The sequence below is a fragment of the Streptomyces sp. NPDC048514 genome (genome assembly GCF_043199955.1).
Lineage (GTDB): Bacteria > Actinomycetota > Actinomycetes > Streptomycetales > Streptomycetaceae > Streptomyces.
The window spans coordinates 1-24,492 of sequence record NZ_JBICWT010000006.1 but is presented as its reverse complement, the minus strand read 5'-3'; the positions used below and the strand labels follow the sequence as shown (position 1 = coordinate 24,492).

Genomic DNA, 24,492 nt, shown 5'->3' with positions numbered 1-24,492 from the left:
CGATGTCCCGCACACGGTCCGGCCGACGGTCACGCCTACGGCCGTCGAGCCCCACCTGGTCGCTCCTGTACGCGACCAGATCCACCCTCATATTTTCCTGGAGTGAAACTGGAATATCCGAGTGACTGCTAGCATGCGGGCATGGATGAGCATCTGGTCGCACTCGAGAAGCGCATGCAGCAGCTGCAAGAAGCGCTCCGGCAGGCGCTCACACAACACGACACCGCCCAATTGCACTTCCTGGGCGAGGAGCTGACGCGCACTCGACACGCCTGGAACGTTCTGTGCGGGATCACTGAGGTCCCGGATACGGCCCAGCCGGAGGTGCAGCCAGGGGTCCGGCCGGAGCCCGCGCCGGCAGTCGTCGAGCCCAACCAGGACGTGCCCGTACGCGACCAGGTCCATCAGGCGCTCGCCCTGCTCACCGTCCCCGCCTCGCCCAAACTGCTCAGCCAGGTCCACCAGGCGTTCTTCTCCACCCCGCTGAACACGGCCCGCATGACCACCCTGCGCCGCGACGAGGAACGCTCCTTCCGCTCCGCCCCCTACGGCCGCGCCTACTACATCTGTCCCGCGCTGACCTTCGACCTGCTCTCACCGGCCCGCGCGCTGCTCGCCCTGAGTACCTGGCCACTGGAGCAGCGCCTGGTGGGACCGCTCACCCAGCGCGTCCACTTCCTCACCTCAGCTGTGCGGCTCGCGGACGCCGCCGAACGCCTCGCCAGCGAGGCCGGGATGCCGCAGCCCGTCCAGCAGCTGCTGCTGCACTACAGCCGCAACATCCACGGCGACGCCCCCCGGGGCCCGCTCGACCTGGACGCGCTGCGCCGGGCCGCCGCAGCGGAACTGGAGATCCACGCCGACGACGACGCCGACACCCGCGCCGAAGCGGCGCAGCGCGCACGTCAGCAACTCGGCGACGCAGAGCAGATCTTCGGCAACATCCTGCGCAACACCGCCCGCCTGCGGCGTACTTCGTAAATCCACCTCTGCAACCAGCACGGCTGTGCCCTGTCCCGCCAAGGAAATCAGTGAGCTCGCTCGACGAACGACTGGGCGTATTACGCGGAACCGCTGCGCCCATCCCGCACAATGCACGCACCCTGGCGGCGCTGACCGCCAATCCGAGCTGCGAGCGCCGCTCCCTGCTAGACGCGGCCGGCATCGACAAAGACGCCCTCGCCGCCCATCTGGACCTCCCGCGGCCGCTGAGAAAATCCCAGCTCGCCCTCGACTACGGCATCGCCTTCGAACGCCAGGTCACCGCCCAGGCCGGAGCCCCGCTGGTGCCCCTGCTCCGCCAAGCCCTGGGCCTGAGCGTGCCGGAGGTGTCCTACGAGGACGTCAACAGCGTCGGCAGCGATGACGACACGTCCCCTCTGCGGCTGCGCCGCGTCCACACCCGCTCGCGTATCCGCAGAGCAGCACACGGCAGGTCGGACCCTCGCACCCTGCTCGACCACCCCGTACTGCGTCTGACCGTCGCCGGCCACCAGGCCTACCTCGAACCCGACGTCATCGCCTTCCAGCGCGAGGGCGTCTTCTACGTCGTAGAGATCAAATCCTTCCCCGTCATCCACGGACAGCCCGATCCCATCAAGGCCACCGCAGCGCTGACCCAGGCCGCCGCCTACGTCCTGGCCCTGCGTGAACTCCTCGCCGAGGACGGTCTCCCGCCAGAGCGCGTCTCCGACACCGTGGTCCTGGTCAACCCGCGCAACTTCACCCGCCACCCCACCGCCACGCCCTTCAGCGCCCACAAGCAGATCAAGAACCTGAGCCGCCACCTCGGCAGACTGCGGCGCCTGCCCGAACTGCTGGACAAAGTTCCCCCCGACACCACCTTCGACCTGGCGCCCGGCCCCGACCAGAAACCGACCCGGCCCCGCGGTGAACTCGTTGCCGCGCTCGCCACCGTGCGGCCCAACTACACCCCCGGCTGCCGCCACCACTGCGACCTGTCCTTTCACTGCCGTGCCGAGGCCCGCAACCAGGGCAAGCCCGCCGCTCTGGGCACCGCAGTCCGCGAGGACCTCGCGGGAATCGACACCATCGCCACGGCCCTGGCCCTCACCGACGGGCACCTGCACCCCTCACGGGGCCAGAAAGACCTCACCCAGGCCCTGCGCCACGCACAGCGCATCCACGCAGACCTCCAAACGGACAGCGCATGATCCGCCTCACCTCGCTCCTGCGCATGCGCGCCGCCTCCACCGGCAACGCCCAACGCGCCAGCCAGCTGCGCCATCTCCACCTCAGCGACCAGCCGCTGATGCTGCTGGCCCTGAAACAGACCGGGCCCGCCGCACGACCGCTGGCCGTCATGCTGGGCACCGATCCCCGCCGCCCCCAACTCCTGCTCGCCCCGCCCTCAGGCAGCACCACTCCCATGCTCGCTTCTCTGGCAGACGCCGTCACCGCATACATCGACGCCTGCCAGCGGCACAGCGAACACCTGCCCGCCACCTCCAGCAAGCCGGCCCGACGCCGCTATACCGACGCCCCCCAGATCCTCGTCCCCAACCCCCAGACCGTGCAGCACCTGAAAGACCTCGGAGCCGACCTGCGGTTCCGCACCGCCGATGACCACCATCCCGGCTCCCGGGCCGTCCAGCGCCTGGGACACTGGCTCACCTATCTCACCGACCGCGCCGACCTGGCCGGCTCAGCCGCCCTCATCCCCATGACCAGCTTCCTTGGCATGCACTGGATCAGCGGCCAAAGCCCGCTCGAGGACGAGGACCTGGCTACCCTGCTGGCCTGGATCGACCCGCCCCGCCACACCGCCTCCGGACGCGACGCCGCACTAGAGGCGGAAGACCCGGCCACCCACCGCCCGGCGGGACCAGCCACCGACGCCGCCTTCGACAACGACCACCTGGCGCCCCTGTTCGATGCCTACGCCCGCGCCCGTCACCAAGCCCTGGCCCAGGAGCAGACCCGCACCCTGCAAGAACTCGACCGCCTGCTGGCCGCCTACCTGCAGCCCACCTGGGACCTCCTGTGGCAGGCCTACGCACTCCTGCAGGCCCTCCCCGAAGCCAAGAGCACCGCACGCCGCTGGGACCACGAACGCACCGCCTTCACCGACGAATGCCTGCACCTGGCCCAGGACGGACGCCCCCGTCCGGCCCGTGACCAAGCCGTCGCCGCCGCCGTCCGCCTGGCCCACATGGAACACGCAGCAGCCGCCTTCGCCGCCGAACGCACCGCCGACGACCCCTTCGCACGAGCCGAACTACGCACCACCGGCGAAGCCTTCGGCGGCACCGTCACCGCGATCGACTCGAAGCACACCCGTCGCGGGCCCACCGGACGGCCACAATGGCGGCCCCGATTCACCGTGTCCACTACGGACCTACTGCGCATGGAACCCGGCCAGCTCCTGTCCTGCCACGCCTACCGCAAGGCCGGCTACAAGATCTGCGAGATCACTCCCGCCGACGGCGACACTCTCGTCGAACTCGAGATCACCGCAGGCATGGGCCACGCCGACCGTCCCACCTACGACGTCCTGCCCGAAGCCGGCGCCTTCCTCGTGTTCACCATCGCACCGGATTCCTACCGGATGCCGGAATTCCCCTCACGAGAACAGACCCCCTGGACCCATGGCGGGCCTCCCGCCGACCAGCCGGACGACAGCGACGAGGACGCGGGCGAGGGCGAGGAAGAACAGTGACACCTCCCCACCAGCCCTCGCCGCAGCAGCAGATGGACACGGCCGCCCGCGCCATCCTGGAGCAACTGCCCACACTCACCCACCGCGGAATCGTCGTGCACTCCCCGCCCGGCGCCGGCAAATCCACCCTGGTCGCCCGAGCCGCCGACGCGCTCGCCCAGTCCAACGCGCCCTGCCCCGTCATCGCCCAGACCAACAGCCAGGTCGACCAACTCGTACGACGACTCGCCCGGCACCACCCGCATCTGCGCACCGCCCGGCTCACCGCAACGGAACACTCAGTCCCGCACGACCTGCAGGCACGTCCCGGCATCCGTATCGCCACCCGCATCGAAGCCCTCGAGAAGACGGCCGACGTCATCGTGGGAACCGCCATGAAATGGGCCACGGTCACCGACCGCCGATGGCCGTGGGCGATCATCGACGAGGCCTACCAGATGCGTTCCGACATGCTTCTGTGGACCGCCGGCCTCTTTGACCGGGCCCTCTTCGTCGGAGATCCCGGCCAACTCGACCCCTTCTCCACGGTCGAAACCGACCGCTTCCAAGGCCTGCCCCATGACCCCATGAACAGTGCGGTCGCCGTCCTGCTCGGCAACAACCCCGACCTGCCCGTCCACTTTCTGCCCGTGTCCTGGCGCCTGCCGCCCTCAGCCGTCCCCCTGATCAGCGACGCCTTCTACCCCTTCACGCCCTTCCACGCCGGAAGCCGTGAAGCCGACCGCACCCTCACGTTCTCCATCCGCGGCATGCGTACCCCTATCGACGAGGTCATCGAACACGCCGCCCGAACCGGATGGGCACTGTTCGAACTACCGGCCCGCATCACCGGCCAGCACGACATCGAAGCCTTCCAGGCCGTCCTCGGCGTCGCCGAGCGGCTGCTGGCCCGGCGCGCCACCACCACCTGCGAGGAAAACCCCGAAGGCCACGTCTTGCAGCCGGGGGACATCGCCATCGGCACCGCCCACCGCAGCCAGGCCCACCACATCCGCGCCCTCCTGGCCCGCCAGTACCCCCAACTCCACGGCGTCACCATCGACACCGCCAACCGACTCCAAGGCTGCGAATTCCGCGTCACCGTCGTCCTGCACCCCCTCTCCGGCCGCGGCGACGCCTCCGCCTTCCACCTGGAAGCCGGCCGCCTGTGCGTCCTCACCTCACGACACCGCCACGCCTGCATCGTCGTGGCCCGCGCCGGCATCGCCGAACTCCTCGACGCCCACCCCTCCAACGACCCCGCACAACCCGGAGCCGCCTCCCAGGTCGCCGACGGCTGGGAGGCCAACCACACCGTCCTCGCCCACCTGACCGAGCACACCGTCCACGCCCGGGCACAGCCCGGCCGCCGACGCGGATGAGTAGGCCCCGGCACGCGCCCGCAGCCTGCGCATCAGCCGGGCTGCGGGCACGGTGCATCAGGTTCTGGCTGTCAGCAAACGCCGTCAACAAGCCGGAACCGCTTGCCGACCGTTGGCAGGGTGGCTGGTTTGCGCTGGCCCACCATCCCCAAAAATTAAGACAAACGTTCTATTATTAAGTTAGTGGCTACCGTGCGCCGACCAGGTGGTTGGATGCCGGTGTCCGGTGATGCGACACGTCGTTGGGGATGCAGCGCCTGTGACCGGGCCGCCGACGTGAGGCACGGTTCGAGGGGATGGAGGGCCGGCTAGTGAGTGACCGCAGCGCGATCGAGTGGACCGAGGCGACGTGGAACCCGACGACGGGCTGCGACCGCATCTCCGCTGGATGCGATCACTGCTATGCGCTGACCCTGGCGAAGCGGCTGAAGGCGATGGGCTCGGCCAAATACCAAGCCGACGGTGATCCGCGTACGTCAGGGCCGGGCTTCGGGCTGACGCTGCATCCGGACGCCCTGCGGGTGCCGTACGGGTGGAAGAGCCCACGGACGGTGTTCGTCAACTCGATGAGCGACCTGTTCCACGCCCGGGTGCCACTTGACTACGTCCGGCAGGTCTTCGAGGTGATCACTGAGACGCCGCAGCACACCTACCAGGTCCTCACCAAACGGGCCAGACGCCTGCGGCAGATCGCCGGGAAGCTGGAATGGCCGGCGAACCTCTGGATGGGCGTCTCGGTGGAGAGCGCGAAGGAACTGCCCCGCATCGAGGATCTGCGCCAGGTGCCGGCCGCAGTGAGGTTCTTGTCGTGCGAGCCCTTGCTCGGCCCGCTGAGCGGCCTGGATCTGACAGGCATCGACTGGGTGATCGTCGGGGGCGAATCCGGGCCTGGGGCCCGCCCCATGCACCTGGCCTGGGCGGCGGACGTGGTGGCCAGGTCCCGGCAGTCCGGCTGCGCTGCGTTCGTGAAGCAGCTCGGGTCCCGTTGGGGCAAGGAACACAAGGAGATCAGCCAGTTCCCTGCCGCTCTGCGGGTCCGTGAATACCCCGAGGAACGCGTCCACGTCTGATCTGCGGACCAGAGTGCCCCTGGACGGATGCCGTTTCAGGCGGGCAGGCTGACCTGGCTCTTCGTCGAGAGTTTCCCACTGGAGAGCAGGGTCACCTGACCGTTTTGTCGCATCTCCCGTATGGCCTGCAGGGCGTGCTTCGGCAGCCAGCGCGAGGTCTCGGCCAGCAGCCACTCGCCCACCATCTCCACCGTCGCCGGTCCCATCGACAGGCGCTGCGCGACCAGTTCCAGAAGCTCGGTGTCGGCGAGCCCAGCCGCCTGGAACAGGTCGATCTGGCCGTCAGGGATGGCCCCGCGCGTGCGCGGGTCGCGGAAACTTTCGCCATCCCGGTCGTCGACCTTCCACATGGCGTCCTTCATCGCCTTCAGGCCGGCCGTGCTGCCGGTGCCGAAGACGAGGTAGAGAGGCTGTCCGGTGCGGGGGACGAGCTCGAACTGCAGCTGGTACGGGAAGCCCGACCGGCGCAGCGCGTCCCGGTAGGTCGACAGCCACACGCGCCACCGCTCGTCGGGGCGCAGTTCAGCATCCGCGGGCGCCCAGAACGCCCGGCCGCCGAAGACCGTGTCGAGGACATCCGGGTTGAGGTTCTCGCGACGGCTGAACCAGTTGGGTCCGAAGGTGGTGACGACCTCGCTGGAGGGATTGCAGGCGATGCGCCTCATCACGTCCAGCGGAACATTGACACTGCCCCAGCTGTCGAAGACGCCGAGGATGGGGTGGCCCCAGGCACCCAGCCGGGTCAGCAGGGGCATGCTGTCGGTGCCGGCGTCACCGCGCTGGACCTCGAGGTGGACCGGCAGGTCCCGCAACGGACCGAAGTGAGCGTGGAGTTCGCCCATCAGATGGTTGTGCCGGGCAGGGTCCTTCTCGATGAAGATCAGGTGCACACGCCGCGGACTGAGGTGCATGCGGTCGACCGCGCTGTGGTTCAGCAGACGTTCAAGGATGAAGACGGGCGAGCCCGGCTCGCCGTCCTGATAGCGGCCGGGACCGGCAAACGCGTCAAGGAGCGTGACGCGGGGGCGGGCATAACCAGTGCGCTGGGACGTCTGCAGCAGAATGGGCCACCAGGCATCCAAGTAACGCTGGTACAGGCGGTGTTTGGCGGCTGTCGCCGGTTCCAGCTTCCATAACACACCCATCCCGGCCCCCTCCAGGTCGATGGGCGGGCATGTGCCGGCCGCACCCCTAGGCCATTGATGGTGAGAGCAACCCGGTTCGGTGTAAAGAGCACGTACGAGCCGTCCGCTCCTGTTTGTGTACTGCAGACGCCGAAGCACGGCGATGCTTCGATCGGTGGTTCGTGAAGGCGGCAGGACAGGCCAACAGGCTCTTGCTGTCCCCGGGCAGACCCCCTCGGGGACGCCGCCGGGCCGTTGGCCTCACCCGCGGCCGCGCACCACACCACAAACGATCATTATGCGACGTGCCGACCAGTCGCGGCTCTCGTTGTCAGTTCCGCTCCGTAGCCTTGGCACAGAGTCATCTGCGACAGGAGGGCAATGTGGCCCGCAACTCCATCAATCAGCGCGCGATCGAGAAGCACCTCAAGGAGATCGCCAAGGGTTATGAACGCGCGGCCCGGCGAAACCCGATCCGCGTGCCGATCCAGACTGAGGCGTCTGCAGAAGGAGGCGCGTTGCCCGGCCGTGAGACCGCCGAAGGCGCTCCGGTCCTGTCCCGGCTCCTGCTCTGGCTGGGGGAGCAGGCCCAGCTCAGTTCCGGAAGCTACGTCAACGTGACCCGGTTCGTGGAGGAACAGCGACTGGATGGCGAGGACCCGTTGGTGCTTGCCTTCGAGTTGGAGAAAGACGACCTGGTCCAAGTGCTGCGCGCCTATGGGGGCATGCCTCACGTGCATCTCACCGACGCCGGACGCGCCGCGATCCACCGGTTGAAGAAGCTGCGGACAGACCGCGCCGCTCGTCTCCGCTGCACCATGGACGCCTTCCAGCGGTGGCTGTTCGACACCGCCGGCGACCAGCAGCCCGCCGACCCGGCGCTCTTCCTCACCTCGCCTGCTGCTTATTTCGCCGGGTCCGCCATTTCCAGCGACGATCTGCACGAGGCTCTCGCCCACCTGGTAGAGCACAAGCTGATCGAACTCATCGACACCGACCCCGCCACAGTCGCCATCACACCCCAGGGCGTCAGCTGCGCCCTGGCAGGAGGAAGCGTGCAGGACCACATCAACCAGTCCCGCCCCGGCACCACGTACAACAACTACATGCCGAACGCCAAGGGCATCATCATTGGCGAACAGCAGCACTTCACCCAGACCAACACCGACGGCGTCGACCCGACGCTGTTCGCCCAGCTCGCCGGGTACATCGGCCAGGTCAGCACCACCCTGGGCATGCCCGAGGCGGACCGAGCCGAGCTGGAGCGCGTCGCCCGGGACCTTCACACTGAGGCGACCTCCGCGAACCCTGAGCCGGGCCGCCTGCGTCAGTTCGCCACCCAGCTCAAGGACAAGCTCCTGGAGGCCGGTACCACCATCGCGGCCACAATGGGCGTCCAGATGGCGGAGCAGGCCCTCGCCGCGTTGACCCAGTAGACCCGCCAGAACACCGAAACTCCCGGGGATCAACCACATCCCCGGGGCCCCCGGCTTGGGACCGCGTGGTTCAACGGGCGCCGGCATCATGGTGCGCCAACCGGGCAGGGCGACCGGGCCGGAGGCCCGCTACCTCTTCGGCAGCAGCTTGGCCGTGCTCACGCGGTCCCCGTCGACGAACGGGTTGACGGTGACATCGAGACCGAAGAGCGCGTAGATGTGGCGTAGTGCTTCGTAGGCATCGCGTTCCGGATCGCCCAGGGCCTGCCAGCTGTGGTTCCAGTCGTCGCTCGTGGCTGGCTGCGGAGCACCCCGCAACGGGAAGGCCGGGTCATCACCGGCGGCGAGTACGCATCCGGGCGACTGGGTGAAGTCCGAGGCGACGATGCGATGTGTCCATGAGCCGTCGACCAGCGGCAGCACATGCCGGTCGACCAAGCGGAAGTACTCCAGCGTGATCTCGGTCAGCACGAACACGCTGATCCTGCGTGCTCCGCCGTCGGAGTAGCGCTCCATGGCCCAACCCAGCATTTCCGAGGTCGCCGACGCGGCCCCAGTGACCGCCCCGTCCGACTCGACCAGCAGCCCGCGACGGGGAGCGTCGGCCAGCAGGAGGCCACCCTCACGAGGCTCCGGACGCCTATACACAGAAGCCCAGTTGAAGGCATTGGCGTCCCGGAGCGTGTCCTGCTTGTCCAGGACGTCCCGCAGACCACCGTCGGCATACATGCCGGGGACAAGGCCGCGCGGGTGATCGGGGACGCTCTGGAAGAAGAGCACCGGCGTCTCCTCCATACCCAGTGCGGCACGCAGGTCCTCCCGGCTCTTGACGCGGTCCGCGGCCGGAGCGGGCACGGCGGAGCCAGCTCGGCCATGTCGCACGCGCAGGCCGTCGTTGACGAGTCGGTACACCTCATCCGGCGGGAGGAAGGCGGTGGTGTCGCCGTTGCGGATCGGGATCGTCCAGCTGTTCTTGATGAACTGGCCGTCGTCGTTGATCCCGCGGGTGACGAGTGCCCACCGTTCGGACTCAGGCAGCGCCGGTACCTCGAGGACGAAGTAGTGCCCGGCCGCCTCCGGGTCGCCTTGGGGGTGGTCGTACCAGAAGAACTTGACCTTGAGCAGCGGGCGTACGTACTCCGTGAGGACGTCCTTGTAGGAGTCGGTGTTCACCACCTTCTTGTCGAAGGGCGTCACCTTCTCCACGACCTCGTGGAGCTCGTTCGGCCGCTTCTTCGCCTTGAAGCCGCACACGATCAGGCCGCCGCCGGCGTTCGCGAACGCTGCGACATCCTTGGCGAGTTCGAACTTGCCCTTGTGGGTGCTCAGGTCGTACGGCCCGTTGGGAGGGACGCTCTTGAAGTCGACCCACTCGCTCTCCGGCGTGCCCACGATCTCGTACGGCTGCTGTGCAGTGAGGAAGGAGACGAGCTGAACCATGCTGTCGGCGGCCATGCCGCCGAAGCCTACGCGCTCGAAGCCATCGTCTGCACCGAGTTGCACGATGCACCGACCTGCGACAACTGATGCGTATACGGGCGCGACAACGGTTGCGCGAGTCGAATGTCCGCTGGGGAGTCCGCCCACGTCACCGCAGGCGTACGGGCCTTGTGGGGAGCCGGTCTTACGCGCTGGCGTCGCTGCCCCTGCACCAGCCCGCCGCCGTCTCGACACGCTGACGGGAGGGTTTGTCAGCGGCGTGCGGCATCATCGGCAGATGGCCTCCACACCTGCCCCGCCGACGTACCTGGATCGCCTCCGGTCGGACCTGGACCTGATGGAAGCGGACTTCCTGCAGGTCCTCGCGGACTCACAGATCCGAAACGTTGATCCCAACCGCCACTCCAACGGCATTGTTCACTTCGGAGCGCCGAAGTGGGGCTGGGTACCCAGCAGTCCCGAACTCGAAGCCCGAAGGATGGAGCTGCTGGGGCGAGTTCGGGAATGGGAACCGCTGTTCCGGCTCCTGTTCCCGCACCCGACACCGGAGGTCACCAAACGCCTCGACAAGAGCCTGGCCCTGCTGCAGCGCTGGCTTGAGCGCCCCCGGGACACCACCATTCCTGCCACCATCGAAGGGGCCGCCGACAAGATCAAGGAAGCGGCGGCCACGCTCCGGAAGCTGGGCGAGCTCCTACCCGAGGACGAATGGCCGGTGCGCGTCACGGTCGACACGAACATGCTGCTCGATGACCCCGATGTGGCGCTCTACACGTCCGTGCTCGGCAAGCGGTACATGGTCCACCTGTTCCCGGTGGTCCTGCGGGAACTGGACGACAAGAAGCTCGCCGGCCGCACCCCGGATCTCCGGGACGCCGCGAAGAAGGCGGACCGCCGCCTGAAGGGGCTGCGGACCAACGGCAACGTGCTGCGCGGCGTACGGGTGGCCGGCGACGTGCACGCCATCTTCGAGCACATCGAACCCAAGGGCGACACCCTGCCGAACTGGCTCGACCTGGACGTGCCGGACGACCGCTTCGTGGCCTCCACTTTGTTGCTGCAGTCCCGGCACCCAGGTTCTGCGGTCTATGTGGCCACGAGAGACATCAATCTTCAGACGAAGCTCGCTGCCGTCGGATTGCCGTTCTTCGAGGCGCCTTGATGGAAATGGGTGGCCCCAGCCTGGGGGACCGGGGCCACCAGCTCCGCCGGGTCAGCGCTGCCGGATCCCCGGAGAATCCGCCGGTCGAGCTGGCGCCCAGGGCGCCAGCGGCACCGCGGACGATGCCGTGGCCCGCTGTACGGGCGAGAGAGCGCAGGCGATGGCGGCGCCGCACCTCACCTCCGGTCCGGGCGTCTGCTGGCCGTACCGCCTTCCTGCGGTCCATCGGCTGCGACAGACACCCGGGCCGGACATCGGGCCACCGATGAGCACCATCGAGGAGTCACGGCCCGGCCAGCCGACCCCGGGACGACACGAACGGCCCGGGCCCGGCTGCGGCAGCTCGTGGAGGCCAGAGATCAGGTGGCGCGCAGGCGGCTCACGGTGCCGGTGAGGTCGAAGAGCTGGTTGCGGGTGCCATCGAGCCACTGCTGGGTCACGGTGCCGGTCGGGCCGAGATGGAGTGCGTAGGCGGTCAGCGCCGCATCAGCGAGGGTCAGCTGCTCCGAGACGTTCGTCTCGTGCTGATCATTCGTGATGATCTTCTCAGGGCGCCGGTTGTGCCAGGCATGACGCAGCCACTTGTCGGTGGCGGGCACCGGTTCGCCGTTCTTGGTGACCGGCTCGTAGCGGGTGCCGTTCGGCGGCGGGCTGTCCTGGACGACCTGGGGCGGGATGACAGCGCCCTGGGACTGCCAGTAGGTGGCGACGATGGCTTCGGCCTGGCGTCGGCCCCATGCGGCTCGCGGAGCGGCGCCGTCGGTGAGCATGCGGTTGACGAAGGCACTGGCCTGGCCGCGCGGCCGGGTGCTGGCCTGGGAGCCGTAGGCGGCCTGCAGAATCCCGCTGGCGGTTGCCGCGATCAGCGTGCGGACGCGCGCCTCGGCCAGAGCCGCCGTCCGCAGCCGCGGCGTCGGATTGCCGGTGATGTCGTCGATGACTTCGCGGAACGATCGCTGCACGGGCTCCGTGGGCAGGCTGTTCGAACCAACCAGCAGGGACTGTGCCGCGGCCGCGTGATACTCGGCCTTCGCGCGGGGCAGGCAACGCCGCACAAGGTGTGCGACGACCTCACCCCTGTTGTGCACCTGCGGGCTGCCGGCGCCACCGTTCAGGCCGAGAGCCTCGTAGACACGCTGGGCGGCGGCCGTCCTCCGGCTGAACGCCCACACCGCGAGCAGGGCCAGGTACTCCAGCTCCAGTCCGGCAGGGCGGCCGGAGGGAAGCTTGAGGTACCGCGCGATCGTCCGGCCGTAACCGGGGACGGCATCCAGGACTCCGGCGTCGGCGAGTTGGTCCACGGCCTGCTCGGCGAGCCGCGCCGCCCCGGTCCCGCCCGGCAGCGAGGTGGCGTCGTTGTGGATGGACTCGTAGCGCCGGGTGATGGACGCGGAGAAGTCTGCGCGCTCCTGCTCCCGGTAACCGGCGACCACCACGGAGGCCGTGGTGGTCCAGCTGTTCACCGCCTCCAGAGCGAGCCTGGCCGGGATGCTGACCTCCCGGTCCCGGCCCTTGTGCCGGATGGTGAAGTCGACAGTGCCGGACGACGTATCCGTCTCGTTCAGCGCGGCCCGCGCGGCGCGTACCGCCGCGCCGAGGTGGTCCAGAACGAGGATCTGCTCCTGGGCGGGCAGGGTGGTGAATGCCAGGACGTCATAGGGGAGACCGGTTTCCTGGCAGAACCGGCACAGGGCGTCCAGCTTGGCGGCGACCCGGCCGTGGCCGTCGATCACCAGCAGGCCCCTTGCCAAGATCTTTCCGGAACTGTCCACGACGCGGGCCAGGGCTACGTCTGCTGGTCGGCGCTGGCCTTCGGTGGTGACCGTCGCGATGGAGCGGCCCGCCATGCTGAGCCGTACCTGCTCGAGCGCCCACCGCTGCCGTGCCGCAGTCCAGTCCAGCGCCTGCGGCCCGGAGGCCAGGAGCTCCAGGACCGCAGTCTTGTCCGGTGCGGTCGCAGCAGGGAAGGGCCGCGCGCCGAGGATCTCCTCGGCGCCGCTGTAGTCGCTCTGCTCCAGGTCCCGGATGTTGGAGACGAGCAGGAGATCGAGAGTGTAGAGCCGGGTACTGGGGGCGAGGACCTGCCGGACACCGGCCAGTACGCCGCCGTTGAGGAAGCCCAGTTCCTCCCCGGTGCCGGCGAAGTCCGCGGGGAACAGCGGGCGTACGGCGCCCGGTTCCACACATGCTCGAGCGAAGATCGCGCTGCCGTCGTTGTCTGGAATCCAGTCCGCCTGAAAGACGGCGGGACAACCGCGGATGTTCTTCTGCAGGTGCTCAGTGGCGTCCGTGGGGGCCCGCTCGGGGATCGTGGGCAGGACCATGTTGGCCGTGCTGTCCATCGGAGTTTCTGCCTTCGGTCGGCAGGACCGGAGCAGCACGTGCCACCCGGTCCGTGACGTGGAAGGGCGCACAGGGTTTTCCTGTGCTCCCGGCCAGATCGGATCCCGGCCGTAGCCGGGCCTGCGCCTGGGCCGGCCGCGTACGGAGGCATCAGGGTGCGATTCCGGCCTTGGCCGGACCTGGCGATCCCGAACCGTGCCCGTACGGGGCGCGATGAACGGCGAGCTTAGCGCAATAGCTGTGTGCTCCGTACTCCATTTCGATCAGCGGGAGTTGAGCGTCATCGCGGGGGCGAGCGGGCAGAACCTGTCGCCGGATCCCGGACGTTGTCCTTTCGCTAGTGCTCTGACCACATAGGTTCGCCGGATTGGCGGTTCTGGCGGTGGGATGTCCGGTGACGTTCCATCCGATCGCTGGGGGTGTGGTGGCTGAGCCTGTTCGTGTGCGCAGGTTGAGCGACCAGGAAGGGCAGAAGCTGCAGCAGATCGTGCGTCGGGGAAGCACCAGTTCGGTGCGGTACCGGCGCGCGATGATGTTGCTGGCCTCGGCCGGCGGGAACCGGGTCCCGGTGATCGCCAAGCTGGTGCAGGCCGACGAGGACACCGTCCGCGACGTGATCCACCGGTTCAACGAGATCGGCCTGGCATGCCTGGACCCTCGGTGGGCGGGAGGCCGTCCCCGCCTGCTCAGTCCTGACGACGAGGACTTCGTCGTCCAGACGGCCACCACCCGCCCGACCAAACTCGGCCAGCCCTTCACCCGCTGGTCCGTCCGCAAACTCGCCGCGTACCTGCGCCGCGTCCCCGGCCATCTGATACGGATCAGCCGCGAGGCGTTACGGTGCCTGCTCGCCCGCCGCGGCATCACCTTCCAGCGCACCAAGACCTGGAAAGAATCACCCGACCCGGACCGCGACACCAAACTCGACCGCATCGAGCACGTACTGGACCGCTTCCCGGACCGCGTGTTCGCCTTCGACGAGTTCGGACCGCTCGGCATCCGCCCCACCGCCGGCTCGTCCTGGCAACCTGCAGGTCACCCCGAGCGGCATCCCGCGACCTACCACCGCACCCACGGGGTGCGCTACTTCCACGGCTGCTATTCGATCGGCGACGACACCCTCTGGGGCGTCAACCGCCGAAAGAAGGGCGCCGCGAACACCCTGACCGCACTCAGATCAATCCGCGCAGCCCGCCCGGACGGCGCCCCGATCTACGTCATCCTGGACAACCTCTCCGCCCACAAAGGCGCGACGATCCGGCGCTGGGCGAAGAAGAACCGGGTCGAGCTGTGCTTCACCCGGACCTACGCGTCCTGGGCCAACCCCATCGAGGCACACTTCGGACCACTGCGGCAGTTCACCCTCGCCAACTCCCACCACCCCAACCACACCGTTCAGACCCGCGAGCTGCACCGATACCTACGCTGGCGAAACACCAACGCCCGCCACCCCGACGTGCTGGCAGCCCAACGCCGCGAACGCGCCCGGATCCGCAGCGAGAAGGGCATCCGTTGGGGAGGACAGCCCCTGGCCACGGCGGCCTGACCATCCCGGCGCTGCGGTCATCGCGGCAGGCAGCCGGGCTGCCGATCAGCTGACATGTGTGGCGATGGTCTGTGCGCACTCCATCGACTCGGCATGCGTGGTGTCCACCTCCAGGTCGTAGACCATGCCCCGGTGGACCACATCCGCCTGGGACGCCGCCATTCCGATGACCCGGTCACCTCGTGCGACCTCACGACCTGCGGCAACCGCACTGTCACACCGGACACCGACCCACAGCACCCGCAGTTCCCCCAGAGCCTTCTGCCATCGCTTCTGCGACTCCGCTCCACCGAGGAAGACCTCATCAACGATGACCCGGGCACCCGCACGGGCCATCGCGGCGACCCCCTCAATCCATGCCGCTTCCAGCATCCGAAACTCCGGGCCGACGATCACCTGTCCGTCCGGAGCGAACTCGATCCCCGCATCCGACGCCTTCATGGACGCGGGCATCGCGTCGACCAGCGTGTCCGTCCCGAGGGCCAGCCACGGATCCGGCAGGACCTCCTGCAGGCACCGGACGATCCCGGACTTCCCCGAGCTGGAACCACCGTTGAGAACGATCACCTCAGTCATCACCGCGCCACAGTAGAGGCAGCGCAGCAACACTCGAAACGGATTTCCGCGACCGCGGTCCACCTACCCCAACCCGGTGATCGTTTTCGGTCAGAGCACTAGAGCAGCAACCGTGTAGCCCCGCCGCTGTGATGGCTTACGGGGGAGTAGCCATGCGCGGCCGCCCAAGGCCCAGCCCGAGCGCATCGGCTCGAGGGCGACCGAGTCTCCATCGTGTGCTCCTGACGATGAGCCCGAGACGAGACCGATAGACGAAACGCAGACCGTCGAGCGGGCCGCTCTCCGCGCTCGACTGAAGGCCATGGCGGAACCTGTCACCCATGGAGCGGGCCGCCGCTCACGCCTGACGGGCCCCCGGGCTGAGGGCCTGCCGCACCGTCACCCTCCGGAGGCAGGACCAGGCCCCGCGATCACACGAGACCCCGACCGCAGCGTTACATAACTCAGCGGCGAGCGGTACATAAATTCGGGCGAATATTATGTACCGGCAGCTAGACTGGGTGGCAGCGTTACATTTTTGACGGCACGGTCGCTCCGCACCCCCTCGGCGGCCCACTGCCCGACCTGTCCCTCGCAACCCGCTTACCGCTTCTGCTCTTGGAGTCTCTGGGTGTCCTCCTCGCGTTCATCCCGCACTGTCGGTGAGGCGTCTTCCGGCGCTGCCGTGCCGGACAACTCCGCCCCCACTGCCCCGCCCGCAACCTCGACGGAGCCGTCCGACCCGGCTCCGCGCTGGGCAGGCCACTGGCCCCTGAGTTTCCCTGAAAACACCGGCCGCCGACACGACGAGGACACTCAACCCGAGTCAGCTGAGGGCCCGTTGGACGAGCGGAGAACAACCTCCACCACCCCTGACGCGGGAACACCACACACCCTGGCGCCCACCCGCCCTGCGACGCTGCACGGGGCCCGCAACGCACTCAAGCAGCTGATCGACGCCGCCGTCCAAGGGCACCCCACCCCCTTGACGCGCGGCCCGCACCACGCGCTGCTCACCACCCCCGCCCACGCAACCGAACTGGGCTGGGACCTCATCCAAGCCCCCACCCACAGCATCGCGGACGCTCGCAGACAGCTCGGGGATCTGGTCCAGTACGGCGCCGAGGGCCACCCCCAGGTGCTGTGCCGCCACAAGACCCCCGTCGCCGTACTGATCGCCGCGGCCGCGGACGGCACCCCCGCCCCGCCCGCACCTCACGCCGAGCCCGCGCCTGACACAGCGGCCCCGGCGGCAACATCAGCCCCGGACTCCACCCCACCCCCCGAGGGCCTGCAGACAGTCCAGAACCCCCTCCCGGCCACACCAGCAGACGAAGCCGCCAAAGACCTCGCACCCGCGTCGGCAACTCCCTCTGCCGAAGCGGTCATTGCCCCCACCACGTCCTCGGAACTCCAGCCGGAACCGGCAGCCCACGACACGCCTGCACCTGCCGATACGCCCCCCGCCTCACCCGGCACCACCCCAGCCCCACCGACCGCCCCCACGGGCCCGCCAGCCGCTGCCGACCCCAGCCCCGCCGCTCCCGCACTCCAGCACCCGGTCACACCGCCGACCGCCCTCCCAGCACCGCCCTCGACCCCGCCCGAGCCGAGCCCGCCGGCCCCCGCTCCCGCGATGCCCGGCACCGGCCACGAGCCCGCCCTCCCGGCCGGCGGCACACCAACCATCGCTGCGCCGCGCACCCCGCGACGCCTGGCCGCGCTCGCCCAAGCCCTCGACACCGTCCTCCCGACCACCGCCCCCACCGGTGAAACCACCACACCCACAGCCCTGATGGGCCTGTCGACCGGCATCCGCGCCCTGGACGACGTCCTCGGCGGACTCCAGCCCGGCCGCTTCTACCTCGTCGCCGCCGCCCCGGGCGCCGGATCCAGCCTGATCGCCACCGCCGCCGCCCGCACCAGCGCCCTCGACCAGCACCAACCCGTCCTGTACGCCGCCTCCGGACTCACCCGCGCCGACATCGCCGCACGCATCGTCGCCGCGCACCTGCCCGTCGACTACCGCCGCCTGCGAGCCGGCCGCCTCACCCCCACCGAACAGGACGACACCGCGGCCCTCCACCACCACCTGGCCCAAGCCCCGCTCTACATCGACGACGGCACCGACCTGACCACCGACGCGATCGCCGAGAGCGTCCCGGACCTGCCCGGCCTGGCCCTCGTCGTGGTCGACCGCCTCCAGACCACCGAGGACCCCCGGCTGCCGCTGTCCGGCCCGGCCCAGATCACCGACGCCGCCCAGGCCCTCGCCCACCTGGCCCGCACCCACGAACTCCCCGTCCTCGCCGCCGTCGACACCGACGACCCCCAGCTGATCGCCGCGCTCAGCCTCGACATCACCATCACCCTGACCCGCGACGCCGACCAGATCCACGCGACCATCACCGAACGCGACCTCGGCCCGCAGGCCACCCTCACCCTCCACGCCGACCTCGGCCACGCTCGCATCACCGACCCGGCCACCCCCACCACCCCAGCGCCGCCACCGGCCGCGAGCCCGCACACCCCCGCACAGATCCCGCAGTCGCCTCTCCAAGCCCCCACCAGCCCGCCCCCGGACCCCACGCCCACCGAGTCCGCCCCGACAGCCCACACCGTCGTCCCCCGCAGGCCGTCACCCCGCCGCACCGCCCCACCCCCTCCCGAAGGCGGCTACGCAAACCGGGACTACAGCTACTTCACCGGCATGATCACCCGCGCCGTCGACGAAGCCCTCCACGACCACGAAGGTGACATCGCCGCCGCTACCGAAGCCCTGGTGAAAAAGGCTGTACCGAACGCCATGGCCCTGTTCGAAGCAACCCGCGTCGGCGGAAATTACGAACACACCGTCTACCCGGAAACCCTCGAATTCCTCCGGAAGAAATCCAAGGACGGCGCCGACGAAATCTGGGAAGGCCGCCACAACTGGACCAACACCCACCTCATGGACGCCCTCCAAAACGGCACCCACCCCCCGATCACCGTCAACGCCCTCGACACCAACGCCAGCTTCCTGTCCGCCTTCAAGACCCACCTGCCCATCGGCGCCCTGATCCACGACCCCCACGGTGGCTTCGACCCCAAACGCTCCGGCATCTACCGCCTCCCCGCCCGCCCCACCTGGCACCACCCCGACCTGCCCGACCCGATCGGCAACCGCCGTGAAGACGGTCCTGTCCTCCTCGACGACGCCACCATCCGTCTCCTCATCCGCTGTGCCCGCCTCGGCTTGTGCGAGGCCCCGCACATCACCGAATGCTGGACCTCCGGCGCCAGCGAAGGACTCCTGGAAAAATTCCGCCGCGTCCTGACCGAGGCCCGAACCAGCGCCCTCGAAACCGACGACACCGTGACCGTCGAATACATCAAAGCCATGTACTCAAAATTCACCTCAACCATCGGAGAATCAAGCGTCAACCGCGACATCCGCCGACCCGACTGGATGCACATCATCCGCTCCCAGGCATTCGCCAACCTCTGGTATAAATCCCACCGGGCCCACAGCAACGGCCTGACCGTCGTCCGTGTTCGCGGCACCGACGAACTCCACGTGACCGGCGACTGGCGCACCGTCTTCACCGAAGGCCGCCTCACCACCCAGATGAAACAAAAAGACCAGTACCCCTTGCCGAGGAAGAGCGCCCGATAGATGTCGACCGACGGATGGAAGAACTTCGGCAACTACGGCGCAGACCGCGACCCCGGAAACGTCCACGGAAAAGTCGCCCTCGCCCGCGCCCTTGAGGACGCTCTCGAACGCCTGATCATCGACGGCGGAATCAAATCCCCGGTCGGCACCCGCCGCGGCCTGAAAGCCCGCATGCGCTACCTCACCACCACCAAAGGCGGCCCCCAGGCCCTGGCCGACGCCGGCATCCACGCCACCCCCACAACGATCCGCGCCTGGACCCGCGGCACCCAGCGCCCGCGCCCCGCCAACCTCGAAGCGATCGACACCGCCTACTGGAACCTGCGCGCCCACAACGTGCTTACCAACCCCGGCGCCCTCAAGCAACACCTCAACCGAGGCGGCCGCGGCACCCGCATCGAGATCCACCCCGTCAACCAGGCAGCCGTCGACGAGCCACGCCGCCGCGACAACCTGAGGATCCAGCACCGGCAGGTCCGCTACATCTGGGACGACGCCGTCGACGCCCTCGTCGCCAGCGACCTGGACACCATGGAAGACCTCTGGGACGACGTCATCGCCGAACTCGACTCCGACTGGGGCGCCTACACCTACGTCTCCTACATCGGCATCGGCGCCTGACACGACCGCCTGCAGCCTGCCTGACCGGCTCAAGACGGCGTCCAACGGCCCAACGACTCCCGGGCTCTGCGCCCGGGTGCGGTCGCCGGATCCTCCACCGGAAGAGAGCCATTTCCGGCACGAGTGGGTGGCCGGCTACCCGGAGCACCTGCAGTCGGCCCGACCGGCCGCCTCCCCTCCAGGCCAGGCCGCATGCGGAGCGGATCCCCCCACCCCGTCTCTGCGCCTCGGCCCGGCTGGGGCTCGGTCCGCACCATGCCCCAGACCGACGACCCCGGTGTCGGGCGGCCGGATGCCGGTTCAGCGGCGTACAGGCCGCTCCTTGACCGATCGGAGCTGAGCGGCGGGGTCGTCGTAGGGGAGCAGTGAACTCTGCTCGACGAAGGACGTGATGACGGGCCACAGGCCCTCGCCCGCGTCGGAGGGGTTGCCTTCGTGACGTTCGGCGACGGCTGCTGCCGCACCGGCCAGGAGGTCGGCGAGCTGGATGGAGGGGTGGTCGACAGAGCTGCCGCGGACGACGGCGGCGACATCGGCACCGCGTTCCCGGGTCAGCAGGGTCATGCCGACAGGAGCGCAGGCGTACTCGTGCACGGTTCGCAGGGCGTCGTCGGTGAGCATCTGCTGTTCATCGGTGAGGACACTGACACGGCCGACGCGGCGGTCCCACCGGCGGGCCGTCTGGGCAACTGCAGGGATGAGCATCTCCAGCTGCGGAAATACCGGGTCGGCCGGGTCCTCGTGGAAGGCGGCGGCATAGTTGCGGGCCCCGCGAAGCCGGGCCAACAGCGCGGTGACCGCTTTCCTCGTCGAAGCCGCCCACGCCTGATCGAGGGCGGCCACGAACACGCCGAGCACCTCGTCCTGCCGGCTCGTGCCGCGCCGGGACGCCAACGTCACGAACGCGGACATCAGCTCCTGGAACAAGGTGCCGCGCAGAGCCCGCGGTCCTTCGAGCGCGAGCGTGCGCGCCAGAGCACGGGCCTCTCCGTCGGCGTACAGGTTCCCTCCTTCGTCGTGCTCCTTCTCTTCCAGCAGCAGGTCGATCACTTTCGCTGCTGCCGCGTACTCCTTGTCGACCACGTATACCGAGCACCTGTCGTGGAGCGCACCGCCGGGCTCCCACAGCTGCTGCAGCAGCGACCACCGGTTGGTGCGGTTCTTGAACAGGTCGAATTTCAGTTCCTTGGCCTGCCGGATTCCGGCCTGGTCCCGCAGCTGCTGGATGAGCGCGGCTGCTTCGATGTCATCCACGGCGACGGAGGCGTAGACCAGGAACCGGCGCTTGCGGCCGATGAGTTGCTCACCGTCCCAGCCGGACTCGTCGCAGGCGATCCACCGCCCATGGTCCGCACCGTCTGTGGTGGCTTCGGGCTGGTTCAGCTGGGTGTACTTCTCTCCGGTCAGCGGCACGACGGCATTCTCCCTGCCGCCCGGAACCTGCCCCGCACCGGGATCGAGGCGGGCAGGGTTTCCCGATGCCCGCTCCGGGCACAGCGGGCACGCCAGATGACCAGGAGCGTAGAGGTATTTTGCCCGCCCTGCCCGCCCTTTCGGACAACCCCTCTCTTGCCCCGGCACGGTCGCCCTGCCCGCCGCTGGGGCCAGGCGAACACTCAGGAGGGGAACCATGGACAAGCCCATGCCCATCCCCCGCCGGCTCGCCCGCGCCGCGCTCATCAGCCTCGTCAACGGCGCCGCTTGGGCGGCGGGTTCGGAATGCATGGCAGGCCTTGTGTGGCTGTTGCAGCGCCGGTAGTCGGCCGGTCCTCGTGACGGTCTGCGGGGGAGCGTCCGTTGACCTTCGTCGCTACGACCGGCCGCCCGCCGAAAAGCACTCGAAGGCATGAGGGATGACCGCCCTCTACCCGACCTCAGAGGACGGGACCAAGATGCTCCCATGAATGAGGCATGGGGGGCCGTCGTCGCGGCTGCCATCGGCGGACTGCTAGGCGGATGGATTACCGCTCGCTCGGCGGTGAACCAGGCACTCACCGAAGGCCGCGAACAACAGCGCAACTGGCTGCTCGACCAGCGTCTGGCTGCCTACACAGAACTGTTGGACGCATACGACGGCGTCAAGAAGCGGCTGCAAGACCTAATAACCGCGCAAGAAGATCCGTTCATCGATGACAACGATCCGCCGAGCAGGGAGATCGTCCAAGCCACCGGAATGCTGTACGAGAGCCGCGAAAGATTGGCGCTGGCTATGCGACGCATCGACTTGGTCGGTCCAAGGTCAGCGATGCAGCTGGCCGTTGAGGCCATTACCTTGGCAGTCGAGGCAGCGTTCCGGACCCGCCTGAACTACAGCGTGGCCAACCATACGGACGAAGAACGAACCGACTGGCTGAGGGCCCTGGAATCGGTCACCGCCACCCAGATCATGTTCGTCGAGGTGGCGAAGGTCCTCCTGGATGTCGCCCTGGCGGTCGCACTGGGCGGGGACTGCCTCGCGGACGTTGCGATGCTGCGGGCCGAGCCGGCCGTCTTCGGTCCGGTCGCCTCCGACCCGACCGTCTCCCGTCTGATCGACACCCTCGCCGCCTCCGGCGAGAAAGCTCTGCAGGCGATCCGGTCCGCACGCTCCGAAGTCCGCGACCGTGTCTGGTCGTTGGCCGGTGAGAGGGCCCCGGACGCCGACGCTCAGGTCACCGTCGATCTCGACGGCGTCCTCGTGGTCGCGCACTCCGACAAGGAGGACGCGGCCGCGACCTGGAAGAAGACCTACGGCCATCACCCTTTGACGGCCTTCGTCGACCACGGCCCGGGCGGAACCGGCGAGCCGGTCGCGGCCCTGCTCAGGCCGGGGAACGCGGGCTCGAACACGGCCGCCGACCACATCACCACCGCCCGGCTCGCCCTGGCCCAACTGCCCAAGCGCTACCGGCGAGGACGGCAGACGCTGATCCGCACGGACTCCGCCGGCGGCACCCACGACTTCGTGTCCTGGCTCGCCCAGCGCGGGCGCTGGCTGTCCTACTCGGTCGGCATGACGGTCACCGAAGTGATCCACGAACATGTGCTGAAGGTCCCCGCCCCGGCCTGGACGGCGGCCGTCGAGACCAACGGTGAGGTCCGTGACGGGGCCTGGGTCGCCGATCTCACCGGCAGCCTGCTGGACGGCTGGCCGAAGGGGATGCGGCTGATCCTCCGCAAGGAACGGCCGCACCCCGGTGCCCAGTTGAGGATCACGGACGCGGACGGCATGCGAATCACCAGCTTCGCCACCAACACTCCTGACCGGCCGATCGCCGAGCTCGAACTCCGCCACCGGCTGCGGGCCCGGGCCGAGGACCGCATCCGCGCCGCCCGGTCCACCGGCCTACGCAACCTGCCCCTGCACCACACCGCGCAGAACAAGGTCTGGCTGGAGATCGTCCAGATCGCGCTTGACCTGCTGGCCTGGATGCCCATGCTCGCCCCTGACCGACCAGGCCCGTCTCTGGGAGCCCCGCCGACTGCGGTTCCGCCTGTTCTCCGCGGCCGCCCAGCTCGTCACCACCAGCCGACGCCGCATCCTCCGCCTCGCCCGCCACTGGCCCTGGACCGGCGAGAAATCCGCCGCCCTTGAACGGCTTGCGCTCCTGCCGAACCCCGGCTGACCAGCGGATTCACCTGTCCCTAGAAGAAGAGGAACCAGCCCGGAGCAGTGGGACCCGGCGTCCACCCGAGGCGACACTCGGGCCCTCTGAATGCCCGCCATCAGCCACCGAAAGCGAAACAGTCCACCGACTCCGTCAGCGGACCGTCATGCAAGATCGAGGCTAACGACACTGCACCATGCGGGGGCACGGTTGCCGTGCCCAAGAGACAACGCCACTCCGTGCTCTGCGAGATGTGATGTTTGCAAGGAAGTGTTGGTTGAACGTCGTTGTCTGGGCGTCAGGCGAGCAGGCGCGACTATCTGACTGTTGGAACTGCCCGATGGCACCTACTTGTTGGTGGCATCGCTGACGAATGGTTATGTAATTCCCGCACTGACTACCTTGGTCACGGAATCCTCAACACCTCACCAGAAAATAGATAAGGTTGTAACGCGAGCGGGTGCACCAAGGAATGCAGCTACCTTTTCTGCGAATTACAGAGTTCCTCTAGCAAGTGGCAGGGGTTCCTCATTTGGCCCCTTTTATGGCGCCGAATACTTTCGCGAGAGGTTCAGACCACTACTCAAGTTACAGAGAGTAGCCGTTACGTAAATTATGTACCGAACAAGCGAGCGTTACAAAATGAGTACACATTTAGAGGGGAGGAGCGGGGAGCTTCACTCGACTTCAGCCCAGAATGGAGCCCTTCTAAAGATAAATTCGCAGGTCAAAGACATAGAGAGCCAAGAGCGCCCTGCAGATTTTTGTAACGGCGAAGCGAGAGGCCGGCCCGTTCCCTCCTAGCCAGCCAATGTAACGTCGCGGAGCGGCGTTACATATTTCGTCGCGGAGCGACGCGCAACGCTCCGTCACGTAGTGACGGCGCGTCATGTCTCCGGAGGAGACGGCGCGC

16 protein-coding genes and 1 pseudogene are annotated in these 24,492 nt (G+C 68.4%); 12 read left to right on the top strand and 5 right to left on the bottom strand.

Annotated features, from left to right (window positions below; all coding sequences use genetic code 11):
* The first annotated feature begins 141 nt into the window (after nt 1-141).
* From ACGFT2_RS14565 to ACGFT2_RS14545, 5 genes are all read left to right on the top strand, one after another.
* The gene (locus ACGFT2_RS14565) at nt 142-981 is read left to right on the top strand and encodes a hypothetical protein (RefSeq protein WP_393277720.1); all 840 of its coding nucleotides are present in this window, start codon (nt 142-144) and stop codon (nt 979-981) included.
* A gap of 50 nt (nt 982-1,031) precedes the next feature.
* Entirely contained in the window at nt 1,032-2,174 is a 1,143-nt protein-coding gene (locus tag ACGFT2_RS14560; protein ID WP_393277718.1) for a hypothetical protein, read from the top strand.
* Nucleotides 2,171-3,679 (top strand): hypothetical protein, encoded by a 1,509-nt coding sequence (locus ACGFT2_RS14555; protein ID WP_393277716.1) that lies wholly within the window; start codon nt 2,171-2,173, stop codon nt 3,677-3,679. Before ACGFT2_RS14560 ends, ACGFT2_RS14555 begins: the two co-directional genes overlap by 4 nt.
* Entirely contained in the window at nt 3,676-5,040 is a 1,365-nt protein-coding gene (locus tag ACGFT2_RS14550; protein ID WP_391744243.1) for an AAA domain-containing protein, read from the top strand. The genes ACGFT2_RS14555 and ACGFT2_RS14550 overlap by 4 nt, the downstream gene beginning before the upstream one ends.
* Nucleotides 5,041-5,351: 311 nt before the next feature.
* Nucleotides 5,352-6,110, top strand: a complete 759-nt coding sequence (locus tag ACGFT2_RS14545; protein ID WP_393277714.1) for a DUF5131 family protein — start codon at nt 5,352-5,354, stop codon at nt 6,108-6,110.
* Between the two features lie 35 nt (nt 6,111-6,145).
* Here ACGFT2_RS14545 and ACGFT2_RS14540 read toward each other — a convergent pair whose 3' ends face one another.
* Entirely contained in the window at nt 6,146-7,255 is a 1,110-nt protein-coding gene (locus ACGFT2_RS14540) for a three-Cys-motif partner protein TcmP (RefSeq protein WP_393277712.1), read from the bottom strand.
* Nucleotides 7,256-7,617: 362 nt separating this feature from the next.
* On the opposite strand from ACGFT2_RS14540, the gene ACGFT2_RS14535 reads away from it, so the two are divergent.
* A complete protein-coding gene (locus ACGFT2_RS14535; RefSeq protein ID WP_185014956.1) occupies nt 7,618-8,670 on the top strand; it encodes a hypothetical protein in 1,053 nt (350 codons plus the stop codon).
* A 129-nt stretch (nt 8,671-8,799) separates the two neighbouring features.
* Here ACGFT2_RS14535 and ACGFT2_RS14530 read toward each other — a convergent pair whose 3' ends face one another.
* Complete coding sequence (locus tag ACGFT2_RS14530) at nt 8,800-10,125, bottom strand: helix-turn-helix domain-containing protein (RefSeq protein ID WP_391744237.1); 1,326 nt, start codon at nt 10,123-10,125, stop codon at nt 8,800-8,802.
* A gap of 262 nt (nt 10,126-10,387) precedes the next feature.
* On the opposite strand from ACGFT2_RS14530, the gene ACGFT2_RS14525 reads away from it, so the two are divergent.
* Nucleotides 10,388-11,272, top strand: coding sequence for a PIN domain-containing protein (locus tag ACGFT2_RS14525; RefSeq protein ID WP_185014954.1), 885 nt, complete (start codon nt 10,388-10,390; stop codon nt 11,270-11,272).
* Nucleotides 11,273-11,631: 359 nt separating this feature from the next.
* Here the strand turns inward: ACGFT2_RS14525 and ACGFT2_RS14520 are convergent, their stop codons facing one another.
* On the bottom strand, nt 11,632-13,614 hold the full coding sequence (locus ACGFT2_RS14520) for a hypothetical protein (protein WP_393277709.1): 1,983 nt from the start codon (nt 13,612-13,614) through the stop codon (nt 11,632-11,634).
* A gap of 425 nt (nt 13,615-14,039) precedes the next feature.
* Between ACGFT2_RS14520 and ACGFT2_RS14515 the strand changes: the two genes are divergently transcribed.
* Nucleotides 14,040-15,161 (top strand): IS630 family transposase, encoded by a 1,122-nt coding sequence (locus ACGFT2_RS14515; protein ID WP_393277707.1) that lies wholly within the window; start codon nt 14,040-14,042, stop codon nt 15,159-15,161.
* A gap of 45 nt (nt 15,162-15,206) precedes the next feature.
* Here the strand turns inward: ACGFT2_RS14515 and cpt are convergent, their stop codons facing one another.
* Complete coding sequence (gene cpt / locus ACGFT2_RS14510; protein ID WP_393278403.1) at nt 15,207-15,737, bottom strand: chloramphenicol phosphotransferase CPT; 531 nt, start codon at nt 15,735-15,737, stop codon at nt 15,207-15,209.
* Between the two features lie 1,615 nt (nt 15,738-17,352).
* Between cpt and ACGFT2_RS14505 the strand changes: the two genes are divergently transcribed.
* On the top strand, nt 17,353-19,371 hold the full coding sequence (locus ACGFT2_RS14505; RefSeq protein ID WP_393277705.1) for a DnaB-like helicase C-terminal domain-containing protein: 2,019 nt from the start codon (nt 17,353-17,355) through the stop codon (nt 19,369-19,371).
* Nucleotides 19,372-19,992 carry a hypothetical protein gene (locus tag ACGFT2_RS14500; RefSeq protein ID WP_164179353.1) on the top strand — a complete coding sequence of 207 codons (621 nt, stop codon included), beginning with the start codon at nt 19,372-19,374 and terminating at the stop codon, nt 19,990-19,992.
* A gap of 300 nt (nt 19,993-20,292) precedes the next feature.
* Here ACGFT2_RS14500 and ACGFT2_RS14495 read toward each other — a convergent pair whose 3' ends face one another.
* Nucleotides 20,293-21,405: a hypothetical protein gene (locus ACGFT2_RS14495; RefSeq protein WP_393277703.1), complete on the bottom strand. Its 1,113-nt coding sequence runs from the start codon at nt 21,403-21,405 to the stop codon at nt 20,293-20,295.
* Nucleotides 21,406-21,622: 217 nt separating this feature from the next.
* Here ACGFT2_RS14495 and ACGFT2_RS14490 point away from each other — a divergent pair, with 217 nt between their 5' ends.
* Together ACGFT2_RS14490 and ACGFT2_RS14485 are read left to right on the top strand one after the other, a co-directional pair.
* Nucleotides 21,623-21,751, top strand: a complete 129-nt coding sequence (locus ACGFT2_RS14490) for a hypothetical protein (protein ID WP_393277701.1) — start codon at nt 21,623-21,625, stop codon at nt 21,749-21,751.
* 645 nt (nt 21,752-22,396) lie between these two features.
* Nucleotides 22,397-23,597, top strand: a pseudogene (locus ACGFT2_RS14485) (IS1380 family transposase); the annotation flags it as partial.
* Nucleotides 23,598-24,492 lie beyond the last annotated feature (895 nt).